The organism is Gordonia malaquae NBRC 108250 (assembly GCF_000344135.1).
Lineage (GTDB): Bacteria > Actinomycetota > Actinomycetes > Mycobacteriales > Mycobacteriaceae > Gordonia > Gordonia malaquae.
In genome coordinates, this window is sequence record NZ_BAOP01000033.1 from 1 (window position 1) to 20,885 (window position 20,885).

Annotated in this window: 20 protein-coding genes; 6 read left to right on the forward strand and 14 right to left on the reverse strand. The window is 66.5% G+C overall.

The window, feature by feature from the left end; genetic code table 11:
- Positions 1-65 precede the first annotated feature (65 nt).
- The 10 genes from GM1_RS17520 to GM1_RS17560 form a co-directional block, all read right to left on the reverse strand.
- Entirely contained in the window at positions 66-1,061 is a 996-nt protein-coding gene (locus GM1_RS17520; protein WP_008381052.1) for a sulfate/molybdate ABC transporter ATP-binding protein, read from the reverse strand.
- A gap of 1 nt (position 1,062) precedes the next feature.
- A complete protein-coding gene (gene cysW / locus GM1_RS17525; RefSeq protein WP_008381053.1) occupies positions 1,063-1,947 on the reverse strand; it encodes a sulfate ABC transporter permease subunit CysW in 885 nt (294 codons plus the stop codon).
- Complete coding sequence (gene cysT, locus GM1_RS17530) at positions 1,944-2,753, reverse strand: sulfate ABC transporter permease subunit CysT (RefSeq protein ID WP_373278355.1); 810 nt, start codon at positions 2,751-2,753, stop codon at positions 1,944-1,946. The genes cysW and cysT overlap by 4 nt, the downstream gene beginning before the upstream one ends.
- A gap of 29 nt (positions 2,754-2,782) precedes the next feature.
- Entirely contained in the window at positions 2,783-3,802 is a 1,020-nt protein-coding gene (locus GM1_RS17535) for a sulfate ABC transporter substrate-binding protein (RefSeq protein WP_052005465.1), read from the reverse strand.
- Between the two features lie 344 nt (positions 3,803-4,146).
- Entirely contained in the window at positions 4,147-4,347 is a 201-nt protein-coding gene (locus GM1_RS17540; protein ID WP_008381058.1) for a hypothetical protein, read from the reverse strand.
- A gap of 95 nt (positions 4,348-4,442) precedes the next feature.
- Complete coding sequence (locus GM1_RS17545; RefSeq protein ID WP_008381060.1) at positions 4,443-6,485, reverse strand: M3 family metallopeptidase; 2,043 nt, start codon at positions 6,483-6,485, stop codon at positions 4,443-4,445.
- A gap of 44 nt (positions 6,486-6,529) precedes the next feature.
- A complete protein-coding gene (locus tag GM1_RS22465) occupies positions 6,530-6,880 on the reverse strand; it encodes an N-acetyltransferase (RefSeq protein ID WP_157436164.1) in 351 nt (116 codons plus the stop codon).
- 170 nt (positions 6,881-7,050) lie between these two features.
- Positions 7,051-8,196, reverse strand: coding sequence for a helix-turn-helix domain-containing protein (locus GM1_RS17550; protein WP_008381064.1), 1,146 nt, complete (start codon positions 8,194-8,196; stop codon positions 7,051-7,053).
- A gap of 53 nt (positions 8,197-8,249) precedes the next feature.
- Positions 8,250-10,157: a translation elongation factor 4 gene (lepA, locus tag GM1_RS17555; protein ID WP_052005466.1), complete on the reverse strand. Its 1,908-nt coding sequence runs from the start codon at positions 10,155-10,157 to the stop codon at positions 8,250-8,252.
- A gap of 53 nt (positions 10,158-10,210) precedes the next feature.
- Complete coding sequence (locus GM1_RS17560; protein ID WP_008381066.1) at positions 10,211-10,951, reverse strand: DUF3592 domain-containing protein; 741 nt, start codon at positions 10,949-10,951, stop codon at positions 10,211-10,213.
- Between the two features lie 35 nt (positions 10,952-10,986).
- Between GM1_RS17560 and GM1_RS17565 the strand changes: the two genes are divergently transcribed.
- A complete protein-coding gene (locus tag GM1_RS17565; RefSeq protein ID WP_008381068.1) occupies positions 10,987-11,655 on the forward strand; it encodes an alpha/beta hydrolase family protein in 669 nt (222 codons plus the stop codon).
- The gene (locus GM1_RS17570) at positions 11,652-12,050 is read left to right on the forward strand and encodes a type II toxin-antitoxin system PemK/MazF family toxin (RefSeq protein WP_008381070.1); all 399 of its coding nucleotides are present in this window, start codon (positions 11,652-11,654) and stop codon (positions 12,048-12,050) included. Before GM1_RS17565 ends, GM1_RS17570 begins: the two co-directional genes overlap by 4 nt.
- Positions 12,051-12,067: 17 nt before the next feature.
- Here GM1_RS17570 and GM1_RS17575 read toward each other — a convergent pair whose 3' ends face one another.
- Complete coding sequence (locus tag GM1_RS17575; RefSeq protein WP_040520600.1) at positions 12,068-13,156, reverse strand: hypothetical protein; 1,089 nt, start codon at positions 13,154-13,156, stop codon at positions 12,068-12,070.
- A 183-nt stretch (positions 13,157-13,339) separates the two neighbouring features.
- Here GM1_RS17575 and rpsT point away from each other — a divergent pair, with 183 nt between their 5' ends.
- Positions 13,340-13,600, forward strand: coding sequence for a 30S ribosomal protein S20 (rpsT, locus tag GM1_RS17580; protein WP_008381072.1), 261 nt, complete (start codon positions 13,340-13,342; stop codon positions 13,598-13,600).
- A 105-nt stretch (positions 13,601-13,705) separates the two neighbouring features.
- On the opposite strand, the gene holA is transcribed toward rpsT, so the two are convergent.
- Positions 13,706-14,665 (reverse strand): DNA polymerase III subunit delta, encoded by a 960-nt coding sequence (gene holA, locus GM1_RS17585; RefSeq protein WP_008381074.1) that lies wholly within the window; start codon positions 14,663-14,665, stop codon positions 13,706-13,708.
- A 124-nt stretch (positions 14,666-14,789) separates the two neighbouring features.
- Between holA and GM1_RS17590 the strand changes: the two genes are divergently transcribed.
- The 3 genes from GM1_RS17590 to GM1_RS17600 are packed head-to-tail and all read left to right on the forward strand — an operon-like array spanning position 14,790 to position 18,178.
- A complete protein-coding gene (locus GM1_RS17590; RefSeq protein WP_008381076.1) occupies positions 14,790-15,002 on the forward strand; it encodes a heavy-metal-associated domain-containing protein in 213 nt (70 codons plus the stop codon).
- Positions 14,999-15,892 (forward strand): DUF8832 domain-containing protein, encoded by an 894-nt coding sequence (locus tag GM1_RS17595; protein WP_008381078.1) that lies wholly within the window; start codon positions 14,999-15,001, stop codon positions 15,890-15,892. Before GM1_RS17590 ends, GM1_RS17595 begins: the two co-directional genes overlap by 4 nt.
- 21 nt (positions 15,893-15,913) lie before the next feature.
- Positions 15,914-18,178 carry a heavy metal translocating P-type ATPase gene (locus tag GM1_RS17600; protein ID WP_008381080.1) on the forward strand — a complete coding sequence of 755 codons (2,265 nt, stop codon included), beginning with the start codon at positions 15,914-15,916 and terminating at the stop codon, positions 18,176-18,178.
- A gap of 239 nt (positions 18,179-18,417) precedes the next feature.
- Here GM1_RS17600 and GM1_RS17605 read toward each other — a convergent pair whose 3' ends face one another.
- Positions 18,418-19,893 (reverse strand): ComEC/Rec2 family competence protein, encoded by a 1,476-nt coding sequence (locus GM1_RS17605; RefSeq protein WP_008381082.1) that lies wholly within the window; start codon positions 19,891-19,893, stop codon positions 18,418-18,420.
- On the reverse strand, positions 19,893-20,846 hold the full coding sequence (locus GM1_RS17610) for a helix-hairpin-helix domain-containing protein (protein ID WP_008381083.1): 954 nt from the start codon (positions 20,844-20,846) through the stop codon (positions 19,893-19,895). Before GM1_RS17610 ends, GM1_RS17605 begins: the two co-directional genes overlap by 1 nt.
- Between the last annotated feature and the right edge of the window lie 39 nt (positions 20,847-20,885).

A 20,885-nucleotide genomic window follows, 5' to 3' on the forward strand; every position in this document is an offset into this window, starting at 1 on the left:
CCACTCGACCTCACGAACCTGGCGTTTGGTGTCATCTGGTGACACCAAACGCCAGGTTTGTCTTGTCAGTCGTTCGAGAGCTGCGGAACCTTCGTGGCACGCGCGAAGATCGACTCGCCCGCCTGGAGATTCAGCGCGTTCTGGTCACCACGCGTGATCTGAGCGACGAACTCCTCGCCTGTGGTCGCAGCCTTGAGCTCCACCCGCGTCTCGAATCCGAGGTTGACCACACGTTCGACCGACGCCTTCACCACGCCGGTGTCCAGCGTCGAATCGGGTCCGGGGAACACCATCTCCGGGGTGCGGCCGAGACGGATGTCGTGCGGACGGACAAGCTCGCCGTTGAGGCGCGACACCGAACCGAGGAACGACGCGACGAACACGTTGTCCGGGCGGTCGTACAGATCGTCCGGCGCCCCGACCTGCTCGATCCGCCCCTTGTTGAGCACCGCGATACGGTCGGAGACGTCGAGGGCCTCCTGCTGATCGTGCGTCACCAGAACGGTCGTGACATTGACCTCGTCATGAAGCTTGCGGAGCCATTTCCGGAGGTCTTCGCGGACCTTCGCGTCGAGCGCGCCGAATGGCTCGTCGAGCAGCAGCACCTGCGGGTCCACCGCGAGCGCGCGAGCCAGCGCCATGCGCTGACGCTGACCGCCCGACAACTGTGCGGGGTAGCGCTTCTGGAAGACCGTGAGTCCGACGATGTCGAGCAGCTCGTCGACCTTCTTCTTGATCTCGTCCTTCGGGCGCTTCCGGATCTTGAGGCCGAACGCGATGTTCTCGCGCACGGTGAGGTGCTTGAACGCCGCGTAGTGCTGGAAGACGAACCCGATGTCACGTTGTTGCGGCGACGCCGAGGACACGTCTCTTCCGTTGATCTTGACCGTGCCCGAGTCGAGGCGGTCGAGTCCCGCGATGGCGCGGAGCAGAGTCGACTTGCCCGAACCCGACGGCCCGAGAAGGGACGTGAGCGAACCCTCCGGGATGTCGATCGACACGTCGTCGAGGGCAGCGAATTCGCCGTAGCGCTTGTTGGCGCCGATCACCGAGATGGACATGTCAGATCTTCTCCTGCGCTGGTGTGGAGGGGGTGGTACCGCTGGTGGGGGAATCGACGACCGACGCGCTGGCGTCGGCGACACGTCCTTGGACACGTCGCTCGATCACGGTCATGAAGACGAGGACGACGATCGCGACGAGCATCAGCAGAGTCGCGGCCGCATAGGCCCCGTACTCGTTGTAGTCGTCGGTGTAGCGCGAATGCACGAGGAGGGTCAGCGTCTGCGACACCCCTGGAAAGTTCGACGACACCATGGTGACCGCGCCGTACTCGCCGAGTGCGCGAGCGACGGTCAGGACCACGCCGTAGGTCAGGCCCCACCGGATGGCCGGGAGGGTGATCCGCCAGAACGTCTGCCAACCGGTGGCGCCGAGCGTGGATGCAGCCTCCTCCTGCTCGGTGCCGATCTCACGGAGCACCGGCTCGACCTCGCGGACCACGAAGGGCAGCGTCACGAAGATCGTCGCCAGCACCATGCCGGGCAGTCCGAAGATGATGCGGAAGCCGAGTGACTCGATTCCGCCGAACCAGCCGTCGACGCCCCACAGTGCGATCAGCGCGACACCGACGACAACGGGCGACACTGCGAACGGCAGGTCGACGATCGCCTGGAGGACGCCCTTGCCGCGGAAACGTCCACGAGCGAGCGCGATCGCCATCACGATGCCGAACACGACGTTCAGCGGAACGACGATCACCACGATCAGCAACGACAGTTGCAGAGCGGAGATGGCGGCTGGAGTGGTGATCCACTCCCAGAACTGGCCGAAGCCGTGCTCGAACGACCGCCAGAAGATCAGGCCGACCGGCACCAGGAGCAGGACGAACAGGTAGACGAGGGCGACGCTGCGCAAGCCGAGGCGCGTCCATTTCGACACGATCATGCTTCCGAGCCCTCCCGAGACGTCTGGATGCGCGAGACCACACGAAGGATCAGCAGCACAACGAATGCGATGACGAGCAGCGCCACCGAGACGGCCGCCGCGTTGACCGGCTCGTCGACCTCGATCTGCTGCTGGATGTACTGCGAGGCGACCTGCGTCTCACCGGGGATGTTGCCGCCGATGAGGACGACCGAGCCGAACTCGCCGATCGCGCGGGTGAACGCCAGTCCGGCCCCGGTGAGGATCGACGGCAGGAGCGCAGGCAACACGATCTTGACCCAGATGGTCCGGTTGCTGGCGCCGAGGACCGCTGCCGCCTCCTCGACACTCGTGTCGAGTTCCATCAGCACAGGCTGCACCTGTCGGACCACGAACGGCAGAGTCACGAACGTCAGCGCGATGATCACCGCGGGCTGGGTGGCCGACAGGTGCACGCCGATCGGGCTGTTCGGCCCGTACAGCGACAGCAGGACCAGGCTGGCGACGATGGTCGGCAGTGCAAACGGCAGGTCGATGATCGCATTGACGAACGCCTTGCCGGGGAAGACGTCGCGGACCAGGACCCACGCGATGATCGTGCCGAAGACCACGTTCACCAGTGCGACGACCAGCGACACCACCACGGTGATACCGAGCGTGTCGAGCGCCGCCGGATCGGTGACGCCGTCCCAGAATCCGCTTGCTCCGTCGTCGAACGACTGCGCGGCGATCGCGGCGAGCGGCAGCAGAACGATGATGCTCAACCACAGGCCTGCGACGCCGACGGTGAGGCCCGTCGTCGACCTGCGTCCCACGCCCGCTGTCACCGCCTGCGGCTCGGTAGAGGTGTCGGTGCTCAACTGCCCGCCTCCTTCTTGTAGATCGCGGTGATCTCACCGTCGGATCCGAACAGCTTCTTGTCGGTGGCCTTCCAGCCGCCGAGGTCGTCGATCGTCCACAGCTGGGAGATGTCTCCGGGGAACAACTGAGCGGTCTCCTCCTTCACTGCGGCGTCGACGGGGCGGAATCCCGCGGAGGCCCAGAGTCGCTGGGCTTCCGGCGTGAACAGATACGCCACGAAGTCGCGCGCGGCGGCGATGTCGTCGCTTGTGTCGACCACCGCGACCGGATTGTCGATGCGGAAGGTCTCCGACGGAACGACGTAGTCGATCCGCTCGGACTGCGACACCTCGGGGTTCTTCCGCTTGAGCATGATCGCTTCGTTCTCGTAGCTGATCAGGACATCGCCCTGCCCCTTCTCGAACGCCGTGGTCGCCTCGCGGCCCGACTTGGGCAACACGTTGACGTGGTCGCGGACAAGCTCCCGAACGTACGCCAGCCCCGCTTCCGGATCCTTGCCGCCGGAGCTCTTCGCCGCATACGGCGCGAGGAGATTCCACTTGGCCGAACCGGAGCTTCCGGGGTTGGGCGTCACGACGTCGATGCCGGGCCGGAGCAGGTCGTCCCACGACCGGATGTTCTTGGGGTTCCCCTCGCGGACGACGAGCGCGACGACCGAGCCGAAGGGCACCGACTTGTTCGGCGCCTGCTTCTCCCAGTCCTCGGCGACGAGCCCGGCCTTGACCAGGCGGGTCACGTCCGGCGCGACGGAGAAGTTGACGACGTCCGTCGGGAGTCCACGTGCGACCTTTCGCGACTGATCGCCCGACGCTCCGTACGACTGCGAGAAGCCGATGTCACTCCCGACGGTGGTGGCGCGGAAGGCCGGGATCACCTTGTCGAACCCGGTCTTCGGCGTCGCGTACGCGACCAGATTGATGTGCCGCGAGCCAGACGAGATGTCGACCCCGCCCGGCGTGTCGGTGGATCCGCCGCCGCACGCGGCTGCCGATGCGACGAGTGCTGCGGTCATCATGAGGCAGCCGATGATCCGGCGCGGGCGCCGCACGCGCCGATAGGTCTTCTCCGAGTTCACGCGATGACGATAACGAGGTATCGGTGTTGTGCTCAACGCCTACCATCGACGCGCGTCGAAGATCGTGACCAGCACCGATCGGTGTGCTTACCGCCCCGGTTCGACGTGAACTGCGGTTATCGCGGAGCCGCGCCGCGCTGCGGAGCGTTCATGGTTTTTGATTCACGCTGATTGAAAGTCGTGGTGTCGCCGCCGACGAGTACTCAACGCGTGAGGAACCAGGCCAGGATCACGAGAAGAATGAGCGCGACCAGTGCGAGCGTCACTTTGGAACGGAACATGACTCAAATACCCAATCCGTGATCGTCACCGACATCGCGCCTGCTGACCAGTGCGACGAGGCGTCTGACGAGGAAGTTGACTGCGAGAGCGATGACCGTCGCGAGCGGGATGACGACGACAAGAGTCACCAGCAGTTGGGGAACGAACGGCAGACCGGTGAGCCACTCCTCCACCGAGTCCCACCACGACAGAACACTGTCCACGCCGGCCGGTCACCTCGTCTCACCACTGCTGAATCGTCCCGTCACCGCACGCGAGCAGCGACGCCTCGGAGCGTCGAACGCTCCACTCATGAACTCTACTCGCCGACTCCGACCAGCCCACGGCGTGCCAGGAGCGGTGTGATCTGCGCTGCACGTCCGAGCATCGAGGCGTGCGCACGGACGGGGTCCTCGCTGTCGCCCTTCGACAACACTGCGTCGGCGAACCGCCGGCCGAGTTCGCGTTGCAGTCCCCCACCGGCGAGGAACCACTGCTCGGTCTCGGCGTCGAGCACCTCCGACCAGATGTACGAGTAGTACGCGGACGAGTAACCTCCGCCGAACACGTGGTTGAAGTATGCGGTCCGGTAGCGCGGCGGGATCAGGTCCGACGCAAGACCGACCTCGGCGAGGGCCCGCGCTTCGAACGCGAGGACGTCGGTGGGCACGTCGTCAGGCCCGAGCCGGTGCCAGGCGAGGTCGAGTGCGGCGGCCGCCAGGTATTCGACGGTCGAGTGCGCCGTCTCGGTGGCCGTCGAGGCACGGACCGCGTCGAGCAGTGCCGCGGGTGCGGGCTCGCCGGTGCTGTGATGCCTGGCGTATCCGGCGACGACGTCGGGGTGCAACGCCCACATCTCGTTGACCTGCGACGGGAACTCGACGAAGTCGCGCGGCACCGAGGTCCCCGACTGCGAGACGTAGTCGACGTCGGAGAGCAGTCCGTGAATCGCATGACCGAATTCGTGGAACACGGTGATCAGTTGGTCGAACGTCAGCAGGCACTTCTCGCCTGTCTCCGGCTTGGTCAGATTGGAGACGTTGACGATGATCGGCGACGTCCCGAGGGTTCGTGACTGATCGACGATGTTGTTCATCCACGCGCCTCCTCGTTTGGACGGGCGTGCGAAGAAGTCCCCGAGGAACAGACCGACCCCGTCGCCGTCGCGCGAGACCTCCCACACCCGGACGTCGGGATGGTATCCGCGCAGGTCCGGACGTTCGGTGAGGGTCAGCCCGTACAACGCGTGCGCCGCCGCGAACACCCCGTCGACGAGCACCGCCTCGAGTTCGCAGTACTGCTCGAACTCGTCGACGCTCGGCGCGTCGCCGGTTCCGGTGTTCTGGGCGAGGGCGAACGTGACGTCGGCGGGGCCGAATGATCCGTCGAACCGTCGTCGGAGGCCGGCCAGTTCGCTCTCCGCCGCTGCCATGGCTGCGGCGCCAAGATTCGAGAGCAGGTCGGCGACGGTCTGCGAGTCGGGTGCGGTCTCCTCGGCGATCACGAAGTCGGCGTGGGTCGCGTAACCGAGCAGTCGGGCGCGACGCGCACGCAGGTCGACGATCTCGAGGACCATGGCGCGGGTGTCGTGATCGCCGCCGTGTGAGCAGCGGTTGACCGAGGCCTCGAACACACGTCGACGAGACTTCGGTGCGGTCAGCTTCGCCACACTGCCCTGGCTTGTCGGCAGTTCCAGGGTCACGAGCCAGCCGTCGTCGTGTCCGGCGTCCGCTGCGGCCCGCCGCGCCGCGGCGATCTCCCCGGTCGACAGCCCGTCGAGGTCGGCGACGTCGTCGAACAGCACTGCGGAAGCGTTCGTGTCGTCGAGGAGACGCTGACCGAAGTCGGTGGTCAGGGCCGCCAGCCGCGACGACCACTCGCGCATCTGCGCCTGCCCGTCGTCGTCGAGCGCGGCACCTGCCCGAACGACCGCGCGGTACCGCTGCTCGGTCAGTCTGCGCTGCGGTCCGGTGAGCCCGGACGTCTCGCGCGCGGCGTGGACCTCGTCGATCCGCGCGAACAACGCCGAGTTCATCGCGATCGTGTTGCTGTGCTCGGTGAGCCGTACCGCGAGAGTCTGAGCGATCTGCGCTCGCTGCGGGTTGCTGTCCGGGCCTTCGAGGTTGAAGAAGATCCCATTGGCCCGTGCCAGTGCACGCCCCGAGTTCTCCAGCGCCTCGATCGTGTTCGCGAAGGTCGCCGGTTCGGAGTTCGACGCGATGGCGTCGACCTCGGCGAGGTGTTCGGCGAGCGCGATGTCGTAGGCGGGCAGGAAGTCGTCGTCCGAGATGGCGGCGAAGTCGGGAAGCCCGTACGGAAGGTCAGACGCCGCGAGCACCGGATTGGTCGAGTCGAGAGCCATGCGACCAGGGTGCCACAGTGGTCGAGGTGAACCGCCTTCCCGCACTACACGGAGATGGTGCGCATCCACATCTGGAGATCATGCTCGGGCGGCCCGAACGGTTCCCAGCCAAATCTCTTCAGCAATCTCTGGATCGGAAGATTAGACGTATTGGTCTTCGCCATCAGTACAACCACAGAAACCGAGTTCTCGCCGGCAAAACTCCCAGCTTCGCGATGCAGTTCTGACAGCAGACGACCTGCGATCTCACCACCGACTCCACGATGGGCTACAGCAACCGCAATGGACTTGACGAAGACTTCGAGGCGCCCGCCGACGATCTCGAAATGCAGGTGGCACACTGCGGCGGGCACTCCGACCACTTCCCCGATCAGGAGTATTTCATCAGCGGCCAACCTTGATCTGCATCCGCGGAAATGAGATTGGACTTCCACCTCCCAAGGTTTCGGGTGCGGCAGCCTTCTACCACTTGAGGTCCTCGGGTACTCCGTCGTGCACGTGAATGTCTGAAGCCACTGTTCACGCCGCGGGTCACGTGTGCTGCGCCAGACCGGAGATCGATCGGTCACCCGTCGGCCGTCTCGCTTGTTGATTCAATCAATCGGGCCACCACCTCAGATGGAGGCTTGGAATGCCGAGCTGAATATCGCGCAGCCAGCACTTCGTCCGACTCAGGTTCAGGAAAATCGATGTCATCCACTGGAACATCCAATGCCCATGCCAGCCCTTCCGGGTCAGCTTGCCCAGTTTCGACTCGCTCCGTCAACGCACCGAGCAGATCGAGTGGGAACCGTCTCCGTGCTGAATCCTGCTGACGGTCCGCAAGCTCAGTCCGACGCCCAGTCTCGAAGAGCCACCTTCCTACGAGCTGTGGCGTGCTCCTATTGAGCGCTCGAGAAACATCAGACGACACCCCTAACCGGAGATTGTCTAGGCGTACCTTCAGTGCCTGTCGGGAGACCCCCGATTTCCACAGGAACTCGGCAACTCCACCCTCAGACTCGGCCGCCCAGTCAACAGCCCGAATCTGTTCGGCCGGAAGTAGGAGATCAGCAGCGAATGCGTTCGCAGCGCCTTCCTGCTCGTCCACTGAGCACGTGGACTCGCCGTGGTGACCATTCGCTATATGTCCGAGCTCATGCGCCAAAGACCAGTTGCTCTTGTACCAATGAGTCCCACCCGACAGAACGATGACCAGCCGGTCGCCTATCTGAATCGAGTAATCAGTCGACAAACCACTGACACGCACTACGTCGATCCCGAGTTCCGATTCCGCAAGCTCACCGAATCGGCGAACGAAGCCTTCGCCAAGCTGATCACGCACCTGACGGGCCGACGTGAAGGTCGCTCGGCTGGGCGGCAAGCCTTCAGGAAAAGCGTCGAGGTACAGTGCTTCGACCCGCTTCACGATCGCATCATCGCTGAACTTGCCCGGATTGACCCGTCGCCTCGACTCTGCGTCCCAGGCGTGACGGGCAACGACGCTCACCCGATGGGGATCCGGCTCCCCCGTGATCAGCCAATGGACTTCGACGTCGAGTATGTGAGCGATATCGGTCAACTCGATTGTCGAGAACCCTCGCCTGCCATTCATCGCGCGCGACAGCGCGTCGGGCGTCATGTCGACTCGGTCAGCAAGCGTCGCTTGCGTGAGCCCTGCGGGAATTCGCGACCTGATGCGGTCCCCTACTGCGGCAACTTTGGGGTCCATGCCGCCATACTACGCAGCCATTGGGAAAATCCCAATGGTTGCGTGGGTGCGAGCTACTTGCCCTTCGCCTTGTCGCCGGCCTCGTCGGTCGAGAGCGCGGCGACGAACGCCTCCTGGGGCACTTCCACGCGGCCGATCGTCTTCATGCGCTTCTTGCCCTCCTTCTGCTTCTCGAGGAGCTTGCGCTTACGACTGATGTCGCCGCCGTAGCACTTGGCGAGGACGTCCTTGCGGATCGCGCGGATGTTCTCGCGGGCGATGACCTTCGAGCCGATTGCGGCCTGGATCGGCACCTCGAACTGCTGCCTCGGGATCAGTTCCTTCAGCTTGTTGGTCATCTTGTTGCCGTAGGCGTACGCCGAGTCCTTGTGGACGATCGCACTGAACGCGTCCACGGCCTCACCCTGCAGCAGGATGTCGACCTTGACCAGGTCCGCCTCCTGCTCGCCCGCCTCTTCGTAGTCGAGGCTGGCATAGCCGCGAGTGCGTGACTTGAGGGCGTCGAAGAAGTCGAAGATGATCTCCGCCATCGGGAGGGTGTAGCGCATCTCGACACGGGTCTCGGACAGGTAGTCCATGCCGCCGAGCTCACCGCGTCGCGACTGGCACAGTTCCATGATCGAGCCGATGAACTCGCTCGGCGCGATCACCGTCGTCTTGACCACTGGCTCGAAGATGCTGCGGGTCTTCCCCTGCGGCCAGTCGGACGGGTTGGTGACGATCTGCTCGCTGCCGTCGTCCATCACCACGCGGTAGACCACGTTGGGGGCCGTCGAGATCAGGTTGAGGCCGAACTCGCGCTCGAGCCGCTCCCGGGTGATCTCCATGTGCAGGAGCCCGAGGAAGCCGCAGCGGAAACCGAAGCCGAGGGCTACGGACGTCTCCGGCTCGAAGGTGAGTGCAGCATCGTTGAGCTGCAGCTTCTCGAGCGCTTCGCGGAGCACCGGGTAGTCCGAGCCGTCCACCGGGTACAGGCCCGAGTAGACCATCGGGCGGGGTTCGCGGTAGCCGGTGAGCGCTTCGGTGGCACCGTTGCGCGCGCTGGTGACGGTGTCGCCGACCTTCGACTGTCGAACGTCCTTCACACCGGTGATCAGATAACCGACCTCACCGACGCCGAGTCCCTTGGTGGCCTTGGGCTCTGGTGAGACGATGCCGACCTCGAGCAGTTCGTGCTGCGCGCCCGTCGACATCATGGCGATCTTCTCGCGCGGGACGATCCTGCCGTCGACCACACGAACGTAGGTGACGACGCCGCGGTAGGTGTCGTAGACGGAGTCGAAGATCATCGCGCGAGCGGGAGCGTCCGCGTCGCCGACCGGGGCCGGAATCTGGCGGACCGCTTCGTCGAGGAGCGCGGGCACACCTTCGCCGGTCTTGCCCGACACCCGCAACACGTCCTCCGGTTCGCAGCCGATGATGTGCGCGATCTCCGCCGCGTACTTGTCCGGGTCGGCTGCGGGCAGATCGATCTTGTTGAGGACCGGGATGATCGTCAGGTCGTTGTCCATCGCCAAGTACAGATTTGCGAGGGTCTGCGCCTCGATGCCCTGCGCGGCGTCGACCAACAGGATCGCGCCCTCACACGCCTCCAGCGCACGCGACACCTCGTAGGTGAAGTCGACGTGACCCGGCGTGTCGATGAGGTGGATGACGTAGTCCTCGCCGTCCACCTGCCACGGAAGGCGCACGTTCTGCGCCTTGATGGTGATGCCGCGCTCGCGCTCGATGTCCATGCGGTCGAGGTACTGGGCGCGCATGGCGCGCTCCTCGACGACGCCCGTGAGCTGCAGCATCCGGTCGGCGAGCGTCGACTTGCCGTGGTCGATGTGCGCGATGATGCAGAAGTTGCGGATCTTCGCGGGATCGGTGAACGTCGTATCAGCGAACGTGGAAATCTCTACTGCTCCTTGGCGTGATCGTCGGCCGGACTCGGGCCTGCCAGAGGCGGCCGACGACAGGGGTTCGCTCCAGTCTCCCACGACAGCGGCCCGAGCCGCGATTCGCCGTGCCGTCACCAGATCGCGATCACATACTTCCCGCGGTCGACTCGGTCTGCGAAGACAGTCACCGGCGTGCCCGGCGGAGGCGTCACCCCGGGCACCCCCGAATACCGGTGGGTGAAGCGGTAGGTGGCGCCGGTGAGCGGGTCGTCGTATCGCGCGACCAGACTCCACACGGTCTTCGAACCGCCCTCGCTGTCGCTGACGCGTTCGGTGTGCACCGACTCGACCGCGGCCGCGAGGCGGTCTCCCGTGTCGACGATCGCCAGGTCACGCTTGCGCCGACGCCACTTCCATACGCTGAAGCCGATCCCGAGGCCTCCGAAGACCACTCCGAGGAGCAGCAGGACGCCCGGGCCGACCCACTCGACGACACCGGCGGCGCCGCCCAACCTCGCCTTGCCCGGGTCATCGGGCTCATAGTGCACGGTCACGGTGTCGCCCACCGACGGAGCCGGGTCCTGCGAGCCGGTCGGGGTATACCGATACTCGCGACCGTCGACCGTGTAGGCGACGGTGATCCGATGACTGCGGTCACCGCCGGTGCCATAGGCGACGCTGTCGACGACAATTCCGCGAGTGCTCGCCGACGACAGATACGTCGGCGCGACGAGACTCGCCCACACGGCTCCGGCAACCAACAGGGGAACACCCACCAGGGTGAACACGATCCCGATGACGCCCTGCGGGCCGAGGCGACGCGCCTGCCGGACGGCGGCGGCCCGATCGAAGTCGTCGGACGGAGAAGTCACGGCACCCCCTCTATGACGGCGATAGGCTCTGCGGCATGGAGCACAGTGCGTCGCACATCGACGCGAACGGCGTCCGCGCAGACATCATCGCACCGGAGAGGCCCCGCGGGACGGTGATTCTCGCGCACGGAGCGGGCAGCAACCGGTCGTCGGCACTGCTCCGGGTGCTCAGTGAGGCGCTGGTGGCCCGCGGCTTGGTGGTAGCGCGGATCGATCTCCCGTATCGGCAGCAGCGCCCCAAGGGCCCGCCGTCTCCGGCCCGGTCGGGAGCGGACCGCGAGGGGATCCGCGCTGCCGTCGACGTGCTGCGCGAATCATCCGCAGGCCCGCTGATCATCGGCGGGCAGTCGTACGGGGGTCGGCAGGCATCGATGGTGGCCGCCGAGGACCCGCGGATCTGCGACGGTCTCCTGCTCACCTCATACCCGCTGCATCCGCCGGGCAAGCCGGAGAAGGCTCGCACCGAGCATCTTCCCCAGATCGTCGCGCCGACCCTGATCGTCCATGGACGCAGCGACGCGTTCGGGACGTCGGACGAGTTCGCGGACGCGATCACCTTGTTCGGCGGCCCCGTCCGCCTTCTGGAGATCGAGAAGGCCGACCACAGCCTCAAACCGGATCGGAGCGGCGTGGGTCCGGCGACGGCAGCGGCCGCCGACGAATGGCTGCTGCCTGCCGCGATCACGTTCGGAGCCGGGCGATGAGCGGCCACGGCCGCCCGACCGCGGAGTTCGCACGGACTATCGCATACGCACCGGACCTCGACGGCGCCGCGGATCCGGGAGAGATCGTGTGGACGTGGGTGCCGTTCGAGGAGGACCCGCAACAGGGCAAGGACCGCCCGGTCCTAGTGGTCGGGAGGGACGGCGACCACCTGCTGGGCCTCATGCTGTCGAGCAAGGACTATCACCGGGGCGACTCCGACTGGCAGTCGATCGGCACCGGGTCGTGGGACGCCGACCGGCGTGAGAGCTTCGTTCGCCTCGACCGGGTGCTCACGGTCGAGGAGAACGGGATTCGCCGGGAGGGCGCGGTCTGTGAATCGAACCGATTCGACGCGGTCGCCGACGTCCTCCGCGAACGGTTCGGCTGGACGTAGCACGGCCCGGCGCTCCCCTAACGCCGCAGCGCGTGCGCTCGGCGACGGGCGGCCCGCACCACGTTCCCCACCCGCGTCTTGAGGCGGACGGGCGGCTCGACGATCGTCGAGGCCTTCACCCACTGGGCGATCGCGTCGAGAGCAGCGTCGAATGCCTCGTCCCGACTCACCGACGCTGCCGCGTCGCCGCCGACCGCCACACGAAGATCGTCGACGGCGCCGTACACCGGGTAGCCCGCGTCGAGTATCTGTTGCACCATCTCGTCCGATTTCGCAGCAGCCCACTCCTGCTGATCAGACGTGAGACCGATGGGTGCGCCACCGTCTACCGCGAACATCACTTCACCGATCAGAACGTTCTTGACCAGGCGTTCGTACCTGTGCCATTCGACGTCCTCCGGCTGCAGGCGCGTGTTGAGGTTCCGCAGGAACTCCGTCTGCGCCGCAGAGAGTGAACTGTTGTCACTCGCGGCCTTCGCAGGCAGCGACGCCGGGTCGACCGACAGCACCGCCAGGAAGCGTTCCCACAATCCGTCGCCCGGAACGGACGCCCCTTTCGCGGGAACCGTGACTATGTGAACCCGCTCCGGCCCCACTTCCGCCGCCCAGTCGGCCGCGATCCGCACGTGATCCTGAAACTCCCAGAAGGGCTCGTCGCCGCCGGCTCGGCCGATCGACTCGACGAACTCGTCCAGCGTCGCGCGCCGCTGGTTCTTGACGTTCTCCTGCCAGACGGACGGAACCTGCCGACCGAGGTCGCGCACGGTGAGGATCACGTGCACGTCGGCGAACGACAGATCGTCGACGAGACGCCTGATGTGTGCGGGTCCGGCGTTCGCGAACAGTTCATGGGAGACGACGCTGCGTCCGCTCCACGACCGCATCTGCGCGATCATCGCGGGCCATTTGTCCGCGTGCTCGGGGGCGGCCCAGTCGAGGTACCGCTCCGGCTGGAGGTGAGTCGCAGCGTGGAAGTGATCGTCGATCCACTTCCCCGGATAGAGAAGTCCCTGGGTCATCGCGTGGTCGCGGTTACGCCATAGGCGACCTTGGAGGTACGTTGTGCCGGTCTTCGGCAGTCCGACGTGAATGAAGACTGTAGACATGATGACCACGACCGTACTGGTCACGCCCGCGTGCACTCACGATTTGGGCGCGTCCCGCCGCGCTGGTAAAGTCGTCTGCTGTTGCGCTTGAAGCCGATCGCCCTGCGGTCGCTGAGCGCTGCCCGAAACTAGCAAACGCACGACCGACCCCGGTCGCGGAGTTACGACGAGAAGGATAATCGCGTGGCAAACATCAAGTCGCAGATCAAGCGGAACAAGACCAACGAGGCGCGCCGTCAGCGCAACCAGTCGATCAAGTCGGCTCTGCGCACCGCCCTCCGCAACTTCCGCGAGACCGTCGCCTCGGGCGACAAGGACAAGTCGGCCGAGCTGCTCGTCAGCACCAGCCAGCAGCTCGACAAGGCTGTCACCAAGGGTGTCATCCACAAGAACCAGGCCGCCAACAAGAAGTCGGCCATGGCTCTCGCTGTCAACAAGATCTGACGCGCCGCGGGCTCACGCCCGCCTCGCGGACACCGTCCGCGCCATATCTGAACAGCTGTGTAAGAACCCCGGTGGTGTCCACGCGACCACCGGGGTTTTCGCGTGTCAGCGTCGGCGAGGACGAAGCTGAGCGACCGTGGAGACCGCATGCTCGAGGGCGTAGTCCATGTCCGCAGCTTGGCCTTTGACATCGCCGTTGAGCTGCGCGACGACGAGCATCGCCTTTCCGATCGACTCCGAGTCCCACGCGCGGGCCTGCCCCTGCAGCTTGCCGACGCGCCCCGGCGGCATGCCCAGTTCTGACGCGACTGAGAACTTGTCGGCGCCGCCCATCGATCGAACACGGGCGATGCCGAACACGGCTTCAGCGAGCGCGTCGGCGAGCAGCACCCGAGCGGTCCCCCGGTGCTGCGCCCAGGCGAGCGATTCCATGGCGCCTGCCAGGTCGCCGGTGACGGCCTTGTCGGCGACTTCGAACCCGGTCACCTCGGCGCGGCCGGTGTAATAGGTGCGGACGGCGTTCGCGTCCACCTTGCCGCCCGTGTCGGCCGCCAACTGGTGACAGGCCGCGGACAGTTCACGGAGATCTGAGCCCACCATGTCGGTCACGAGCTCGACCACTTCGGGGCTCGCCCGAACACCGATCTCCCGGAACTCGGATCGGACGAAGTCCGCCCGCTCGTTCGGCCATTTCGGCGCGACGCACGCGAACTCCTGGGCACCGGCCTTCTGCAGCAGCCCGACCATCGACTTCTGCCGACCACCGCCGGAGTGGACGATCACCATGGTGATCCCTTCGGGCACCGAGGTCGCGGTCGCCGCGATCAGTCCCGCGGGCTCCTTACCGGCGGCGTCGGCCGCCTCGACGACCACGACGCGCTCATCCGCGAACAGGGAGGGGCTGAGGAGTTCAGCCAGTTCCGGCGCCGTCACCTCGCCCGCCCGAACTCGAGTCACTGGCACGTCGACTCCGGCTTCACGGCGGCGTTCAGCGGTGATGCGCGAGATCACGCGACCGGTCAGGAAGTCGTCGTCTCCGAGGAGGAGGAACAGGCGGTCGCTCACGGGTCCATCCTTCCAGACGTCCGACAACACCGGCCAGCCCCCTTGCGCCATACCCTTAAGGGGTATAGGTTCATGAGTGTTGGAGATACCTACAGGGGGTATCAACGAGTGAAGGGCGAAGACGATGGCCGCACATGAGTACCAGGTGACCGGAATGACCTGCGGACACTGCGAGATGTCCGTCCGCGAAGAGGTCGGAGAGATCTCGGGTGTCACCGACATCCAGGTGAGCGCACAGACCGGACTCCTCGTGGTCACCGCGTCGGGCGACATCGACGACGCAGCCGTCCTCGCCGCAGTCGAGGAGGCCGGCTACTCAGCGGTGCCGGCCCGATGAAGGCGGGCACCCGGCTCGCGTTGTACACAGCAGGCTTGGCAGTGGCGTTCGGAGCGGCTTTCGGCATCTCCGGCGTCGTCGTCCCGGACAGCGTCGTGACGGCATGGACTGACCGGTCGACCAGCGATTCCCACGGCGGCGAGCACGGCGGGGAGCAGCCCGGCACACACCAGCCCGCCGGGGTGTCAGCGAGTGCCGCAGGCCTGACCCTCTCCCCCGTCGAGGCCCCGTCGACCGTCGGAGCCGCCGGAACCCTTCGCTTCGCGATCCTCGACGACCACGGAGCACCGGTGACCAGGTACACCAGGACACATGACAAGGATCTGCACCTGATCGTGGTGCGAAGCGACGGCGCGAACTACGCACACCTGCATCCGGTCCTCGACCCGTCGACGGGAACATGGTCGGTGCCGTGGACTCCGAACGCGGCGGGCTCCTATCGGGTCTACGCGGACTTCACACCGACCGGAGACGATGCCGAAGGCGTCACCCTGACGCGCACGGTGCAGGTCGCAGGCGATTTCACTCCGATCACCCCCGTGGTCCGCACCACCGCGCAGGTCGACGGGTTCACCGTCGTCCTCAACGGCGGACTGGTCGCCGGTTCGTCGAGCGATCTTCGGCTCACCGTCTCCCGCGGCGGGAGGCCGGTCACGGACCTCGAACCGTATCTCGGAGCGTTCGGTCACCTCGTCGCGCTCCGCGACGGTGACCTGGCGTTCCTTCACGTCCATCCCGACGGCCCCGAACCCGGTCCGGGCGCGCGCGGAGGGCCCGAGATCCGATTCGCCGCCGAAACACCCACCGCCGGACGCTATCTCCTCTACCTGGACTTCCAAGTGGACGGCACAGTCCACACCGCAGAGTTCGTCCTCGACGCAACCCGCTGATCAGGGCAGAAAGGAAACACGATGAGCAGTCAATCGACAACCGTGATCGGCCCCGACATCGAACTCGAGATCGGCGGCATGACGTGTGCGTCCTGTGCGAATCGCATCGAGCGGAAACTGAACAAACTGGACGGCGTGTCGGCGACGGTCAACTACGCCACCGAGAAGGCCAAGGTCACCGTGCCCGAGGGGTACGACCCTGCACTGCTCGTCGCTGAAGTGGAGAAGACCGGATACTCGGCAGCACTGCCGAAGCCGCCGCAGTCCTCGGCCGCTCCGGCGTCCGCGGACGACGACGCAGACCCGGAACTGACCTCTCTGCGCCAGCGGTTGATCGGGTCCATCGTGCTGACCGTGCCGGTGATCGCGATGGCGATGGTTCCGGCGTTCCAGTTCGAGTACTGGCAGTGGGCGTCGCTCACGTTGGCGGCGCCGGTGATCGTGTGGGCGGCGTGGCCGTTCCACAAGGCTGCGTGGGCCAACCTCAAGCACGGAACCGCAACGATGGACACCCTCATCTCGATGGGAACGTCCGCGGCCTTCCTGTGGTCGTTGTACGCCCTGTTCTTCGGGACCGCGGGCACTCCGGGCATGACCCACCCGTTCGAGTTGACAGTCGCCCCGTCGGACGGAGCGGCGAACATCTACCTCGAAGCGGCTGCGGGCGTGACGATGTTCATCCTCGCCGGCCGCTACTTCGAGAAGCGCTCGAAGCGGCAGGCGGGCGCGGCACTGCGCGCGCTCCTCGAACTCGGTGCGAAAGAGGTCGCGGTGCTCCGCGACGGTGTCGAGGTGAAGATCGCCGTCGACGACCTCCGTGTGGGTGACGAGTTCGTCGTCCGACCGGGCGAGAAGATCGCCACCGACGGTGTTGTGGTGTCGGGTTCGTCCGCGGTGGACGCGTCGATGCTCACCGGAGAGTCGGTGCCCGTCGAGGTCACGACCGGTGACGCCGTCACCGGCGCGACTGTCAATGCGGGCGGACGTCTCGTCGTCCGTGCCACGCGAATCGGTTCGGACACCCAACTCGCCCAGATGGCGCGTCTCGTCGAGGACGCACAGACCGGGAAAGCAGAGGTCCAACGCCTGGCGGACCGGATCTCCGGAGTGTTCGTCCCGATCGTGATCGTCATCGCTGTCGTCGCGCTCGGAGCGTGGCTCGGCGCCGGGTTCCCGATCTCCGCCGCTTTCACCGCCGCGGTTGCGGTCCTGGTGATCGCCTGCCCGTGTGCACTCGGGCTCGCGACTCCGACGGCACTGCTCGTCGGGACCGGCCGCGGCGCCCAAATGGGTGTCCTCATCAAGGGCCCCGAGGTGCTCGAATCCACCCGCTCCGTCGACACGGTGGTCCTGGACAAGACCGGTACCGTCACGACGGGAAAGATGGAGCTCGTCGACGTCGTCGTGGAGTCCGGTGTGTCCCGCACCGACGTCCTGCGTCTGGCCGGCGCCGTGGAGAACGCATCGGAGCATCCGATCGCGCAGGCCATCGCGGCAGGCGCAGCAGGCGAAGTCGGCATGCTCGACGTCCCCGAGGACTTCGCCAACGTCGAGGGCAAGGGTGTGCAAGGAGTGGTCGACGGCAGGGCCGTGATCGTCGGCCGAGAGTCGTTGCTTGCCGACTGGTCACAGCATCTCTCCGCCGAAGTCGCAGCCGCGAAAGCTGCGGCCGAGGGTGAGGGCAAAACTGTCGTCGCCGTCGGGTGGGACGGGCAGGCTCGAGCGATCCTCGTCGTCGCGGACACTGTCAAGGAGACGAGCGCCGAAGCCGTCGCCGGGTTGAGGGCTCTCGGACTGACTCCCGTCCTCCTCACCGGTGACAACAAGGCCGTCGCCGAGCGAATCGCCGCCGAGGTCGGGATCGACGAGGTCATCGCCGAGGTGCTCCCGACGGACAAGGTCGACGTCGTCACGCGTCTACAGCGTGAAGGCAAGGTCGTGGCGATGGTCGGCGACGGTGTGAACGACGCACCGGCGCTCGCCCAGGCCGACCTCGGACTCGCGATGGGAACGGGCACTGACGTCGCCATCGAAGCGTCCGACATCACGCTGGTCCGCGGCGACCTTCGGAACGCTGTCGATGCGATTCGACTGTCTCGCAAGACTCTCCGAACCATCAAGAGCAACCTGTTCTGGGCCTTCGCCTACAACGTCGCGGCCATCCCGGTGGCGGCGCTCGGCATGCTCAACCCAATGCTCGCAGGAGCGGCGATGGCGTTCTCCAGCGTCTTCGTCGTCGGCAACAGCCTCCGTCTCCGCGGCTTCACCAGCGTCACCGACAGCTGATCTCCCACCCCACTGAACACTCACGAAAGGGCACCACCATGACCGACCAGAACACCCCGCTGCCAGCTGCTGCAGCTCCACCCCCGCAACTCAGTCCGCACCCGCGGCCTCCAGCTGCTGCAGCACCACGCCGGCCGAGACAGTCGCCGACAACGGACGCGACAACCTGCTCGCACACAAGTAGAGACACGACGGTCGCGGCCCAGCACAGCTGGGTCGCGACCGTCGTCTTCGGCGTCTCAGCCGTCGAACGGGCGACGCGTCCGAGCCTTCCGCACCTCCGACCAGACCCACGCTCCTCCGCCGCCCGCCACCAGGATCGACGCCGCCAACAGCCCGGGAACCTCCGGACACACCCAGCCCGGCCCGCCGAGACGATCGCCCACGGCCAGCAGCCAACGGACCGGCGGTCCTGTGGCCCGGACCAGCATTTCAGCGGGCACCTGTGCCGGACCGAACCGCGGTCCCGTCGCGCCGATCGCCGCGGCCGCCGTGCCCGCGATGCCTATCAGCGGAACCGCCGGAGCCGCGAGGACGTTCGCGAGCACAGCGAACACGCTGACCCTCCCGGTCAGTGCGATGACGATCGGCGTGGTCAGAATCTGAGCGGCGAGCGTCATCGCGATCAACGATGCCAACCAATCCGGGACGCCACGGTCGAGTAGAGCGAAGCGGATCGGCGCGGACCACACCACGAGACCGACGGTCGCCGCCACCGACAGCGCGAACCCGGGTGCCAGCGCCATCTCCGGCCACCACAGCACCACCAAGATCACTGCGGCGCCCAACGCCGGCAACGCCTGTGACCGCCGAGACGTCAGGCCGGCCACCAACCCGACTGTTCCCATGATCGCGGCACGCAAGACGCTGTCGGTCGGCCGGACCAGGACCACAAAACCGATCACCGCGATCGCGCCGACGGCGAACACCGTCCGGGTCGACGCCCCGCACGCGCGAACGCACAGCACCACCGCACCGACCGTGAGCACAAGATTCGACCCGGAGACGGCGAGAAGGTGCGACAGCCCAGCGGCTTTGAACGTGTCGCGAGTCTGCTGATCGAGACCTCCGGTGTCGCCGAGAACCAGGCCCGGCAGCAAGCCGCCCGCACGACCGCCGAGAGCTCTCGCAGCGAGTTCACGCAAGCGGACTCGGACATCGCCCGCCGCACGCTGCCACCACGGCGCGTCCCTGATCCGCCGGATCTCCCCCGCAGCACTCAGCTCGGCCGCAATGAGCAGGTCACGGCCCGACACCGCTGCGGGTCTGGCACGCACCCGGACTTCGATCCGCTCACCCGGCAGCAAGTCGGCGGCACTTGCGTCGACGTGCAGCCGCGCAGCAACAGGTCTCATGGAACGTCCGGACAGTCGCTCTATCCGCACCGGGACGGTGACTCGCCTGCCCCCTGCCTGGACTGTCGGATCCCCCGCCACGGTCACCTCCACCACGGGTTTGCCCACCGCGGAGAGGATCGGAGACGAGTCGACCGCGACGACGCGCAGGATCACGATCACACCCGCCGCCGCCGACACCGCGCACGCTGCGGCCACCGTCGGCGCGATACCCGACCACCGCCGAACTCGGCACACCGCCACAGCGGCCGCGACCAGAATCAGCACCGCTGCCACCGACGCCGGCACCGGTGCGACGAGGGCTGCGGCAGTTGTCGCCCAGGAGCCCGCCGCCGGTGCGACGAGCCGCAGATCTGCCATCAGCCGACAGTCACCAGCGGCCGCAACTTGGCCAGCCTGCTCGGCCCGATGCCGTCGACCTCGGCGAGTTGATCAACCGACGTGAACCGGCCGTGCGTGGAGCGCCACGCGATGATCGCTTGAGCCGTCACCGGTCCGACCCCCGGCAGCTCGTCCAACTGCGCTTCCGTCGCCGTGTTCAGGTCCACCTGCCGGCCGTCACCCGTCGGCAGCGACCCGCCCGGCGCCGTCGTCGTCTCGTCGCCCGATGTGACGACAGCGCTCCGCACCTGATCACCGCCGCTGCGCCCGACGAGGATCTGGTCTCCGTCGTGCACGACCTGCGCGAGGTTCAACGACAACAGGTCGGCGCCCTCCCTGGCCCCGCCTGCTCGATCGAGGGCGTCGGCCACTCGCGACCCTGGACGCAGTCGAACCAACCCAGGCCTGGACACCATTCCGACCACGCTGATCACCATCTCGGTAGGCGGCGGTGTCGACGCCTGCCCTGCAGACGGCGACCCCTTCGGTTCGACCGACTGCTCGAACGCGACGAGCGGCGCGACGGGTTCGTTCTCCCGCAGCAGGGTGTACCCGGCGAACGCACACCCGATCAGGCCGACCGCGACCAGACCGATCGCGGCCCGAGGAAGCATCGTCCACCGGTGCTTCCGCTCGTCCCAGTCGTCATCGTCGTCGTCATTGAGGCTCCGTGGTGACTCGTCGACATGGTCGAGGTCGTCGTCGAGGATCTCGAACGACGCCGACTGTCGCTCCGACCACCGGCGTCGACCCGCACCTGAGTCGAGCCAGTCGGGCATCGCCGTCGCACCCCAACGTTCCACCGCGGGGTCGGCGTCCGGTGTCTCGTCTTCCCCGTCTGGCGGCCTCGTCCTTTCGGGCGCACGCATCAGACGTGACAGCCGATCCGGCCCCGGCTCGCGGTTCTTGCCCGCCCGCAGATCCATCCCCATGGACGCACCGTAGGCGCGGAATCAGCCTGCGACAGTCCT

Coding starts and splice junctions, on each gene's coding strand:
- GM1_RS17595 (WP_008381078.1), top strand. CDS start 14,999: ATGAAGGCGGGCACCCGGCTCGCGTTGTACACAGCAGGCTTGGCAGTG.
- GM1_RS17550 (WP_008381064.1), bottom strand. CDS start 8,196: ATGGACCCCAAAGTTGCCGCAGTAGGGGACCGCATCAGGTCGCGAATT.
- GM1_RS17605 (WP_008381082.1), bottom strand. CDS start 19,893: ATGGCAGATCTGCGGCTCGTCGCACCGGCGGCGGGCTCCTGGGCGACA.
- GM1_RS17600 (WP_008381080.1), top strand. CDS start 15,914: ATGAGCAGTCAATCGACAACCGTGATCGGCCCCGACATCGAACTCGAG.
- cysW (WP_008381053.1), bottom strand. CDS start 1,947: ATGATCGTGTCGAAATGGACGCGCCTCGGCTTGCGCAGCGTCGCCCTC.
- GM1_RS17535 (WP_052005465.1), bottom strand. CDS start 3,802: ATGATGACCGCAGCACTCGTCGCATCGGCAGCCGCGTGCGGCGGCGGA.
- GM1_RS17520 (WP_008381052.1), bottom strand. CDS start 1,061: ATGTCCATCTCGGTGATCGGCGCCAACAAGCGCTACGGCGAATTCGCT.
- GM1_RS17570 (WP_008381070.1), top strand. CDS start 11,652: ATGAGCGGCCACGGCCGCCCGACCGCGGAGTTCGCACGGACTATCGCA.
- GM1_RS17575 (WP_040520600.1), bottom strand. CDS start 13,156: ATGTCTACAGTCTTCATTCACGTCGGACTGCCGAAGACCGGCACAACG.
- GM1_RS17590 (WP_008381076.1), top strand. CDS start 14,790: ATGGCCGCACATGAGTACCAGGTGACCGGAATGACCTGCGGACACTGC.
- GM1_RS17545 (WP_008381060.1), bottom strand. CDS start 6,485: ATGGCTCTCGACTCGACCAATCCGGTGCTCGCGGCGTCTGACCTTCCG.
- GM1_RS17610 (WP_008381083.1), bottom strand. CDS start 20,846: ATGGGGATGGATCTGCGGGCGGGCAAGAACCGCGAGCCGGGGCCGGAT.
- GM1_RS17565 (WP_008381068.1), top strand. CDS start 10,987: ATGGAGCACAGTGCGTCGCACATCGACGCGAACGGCGTCCGCGCAGAC.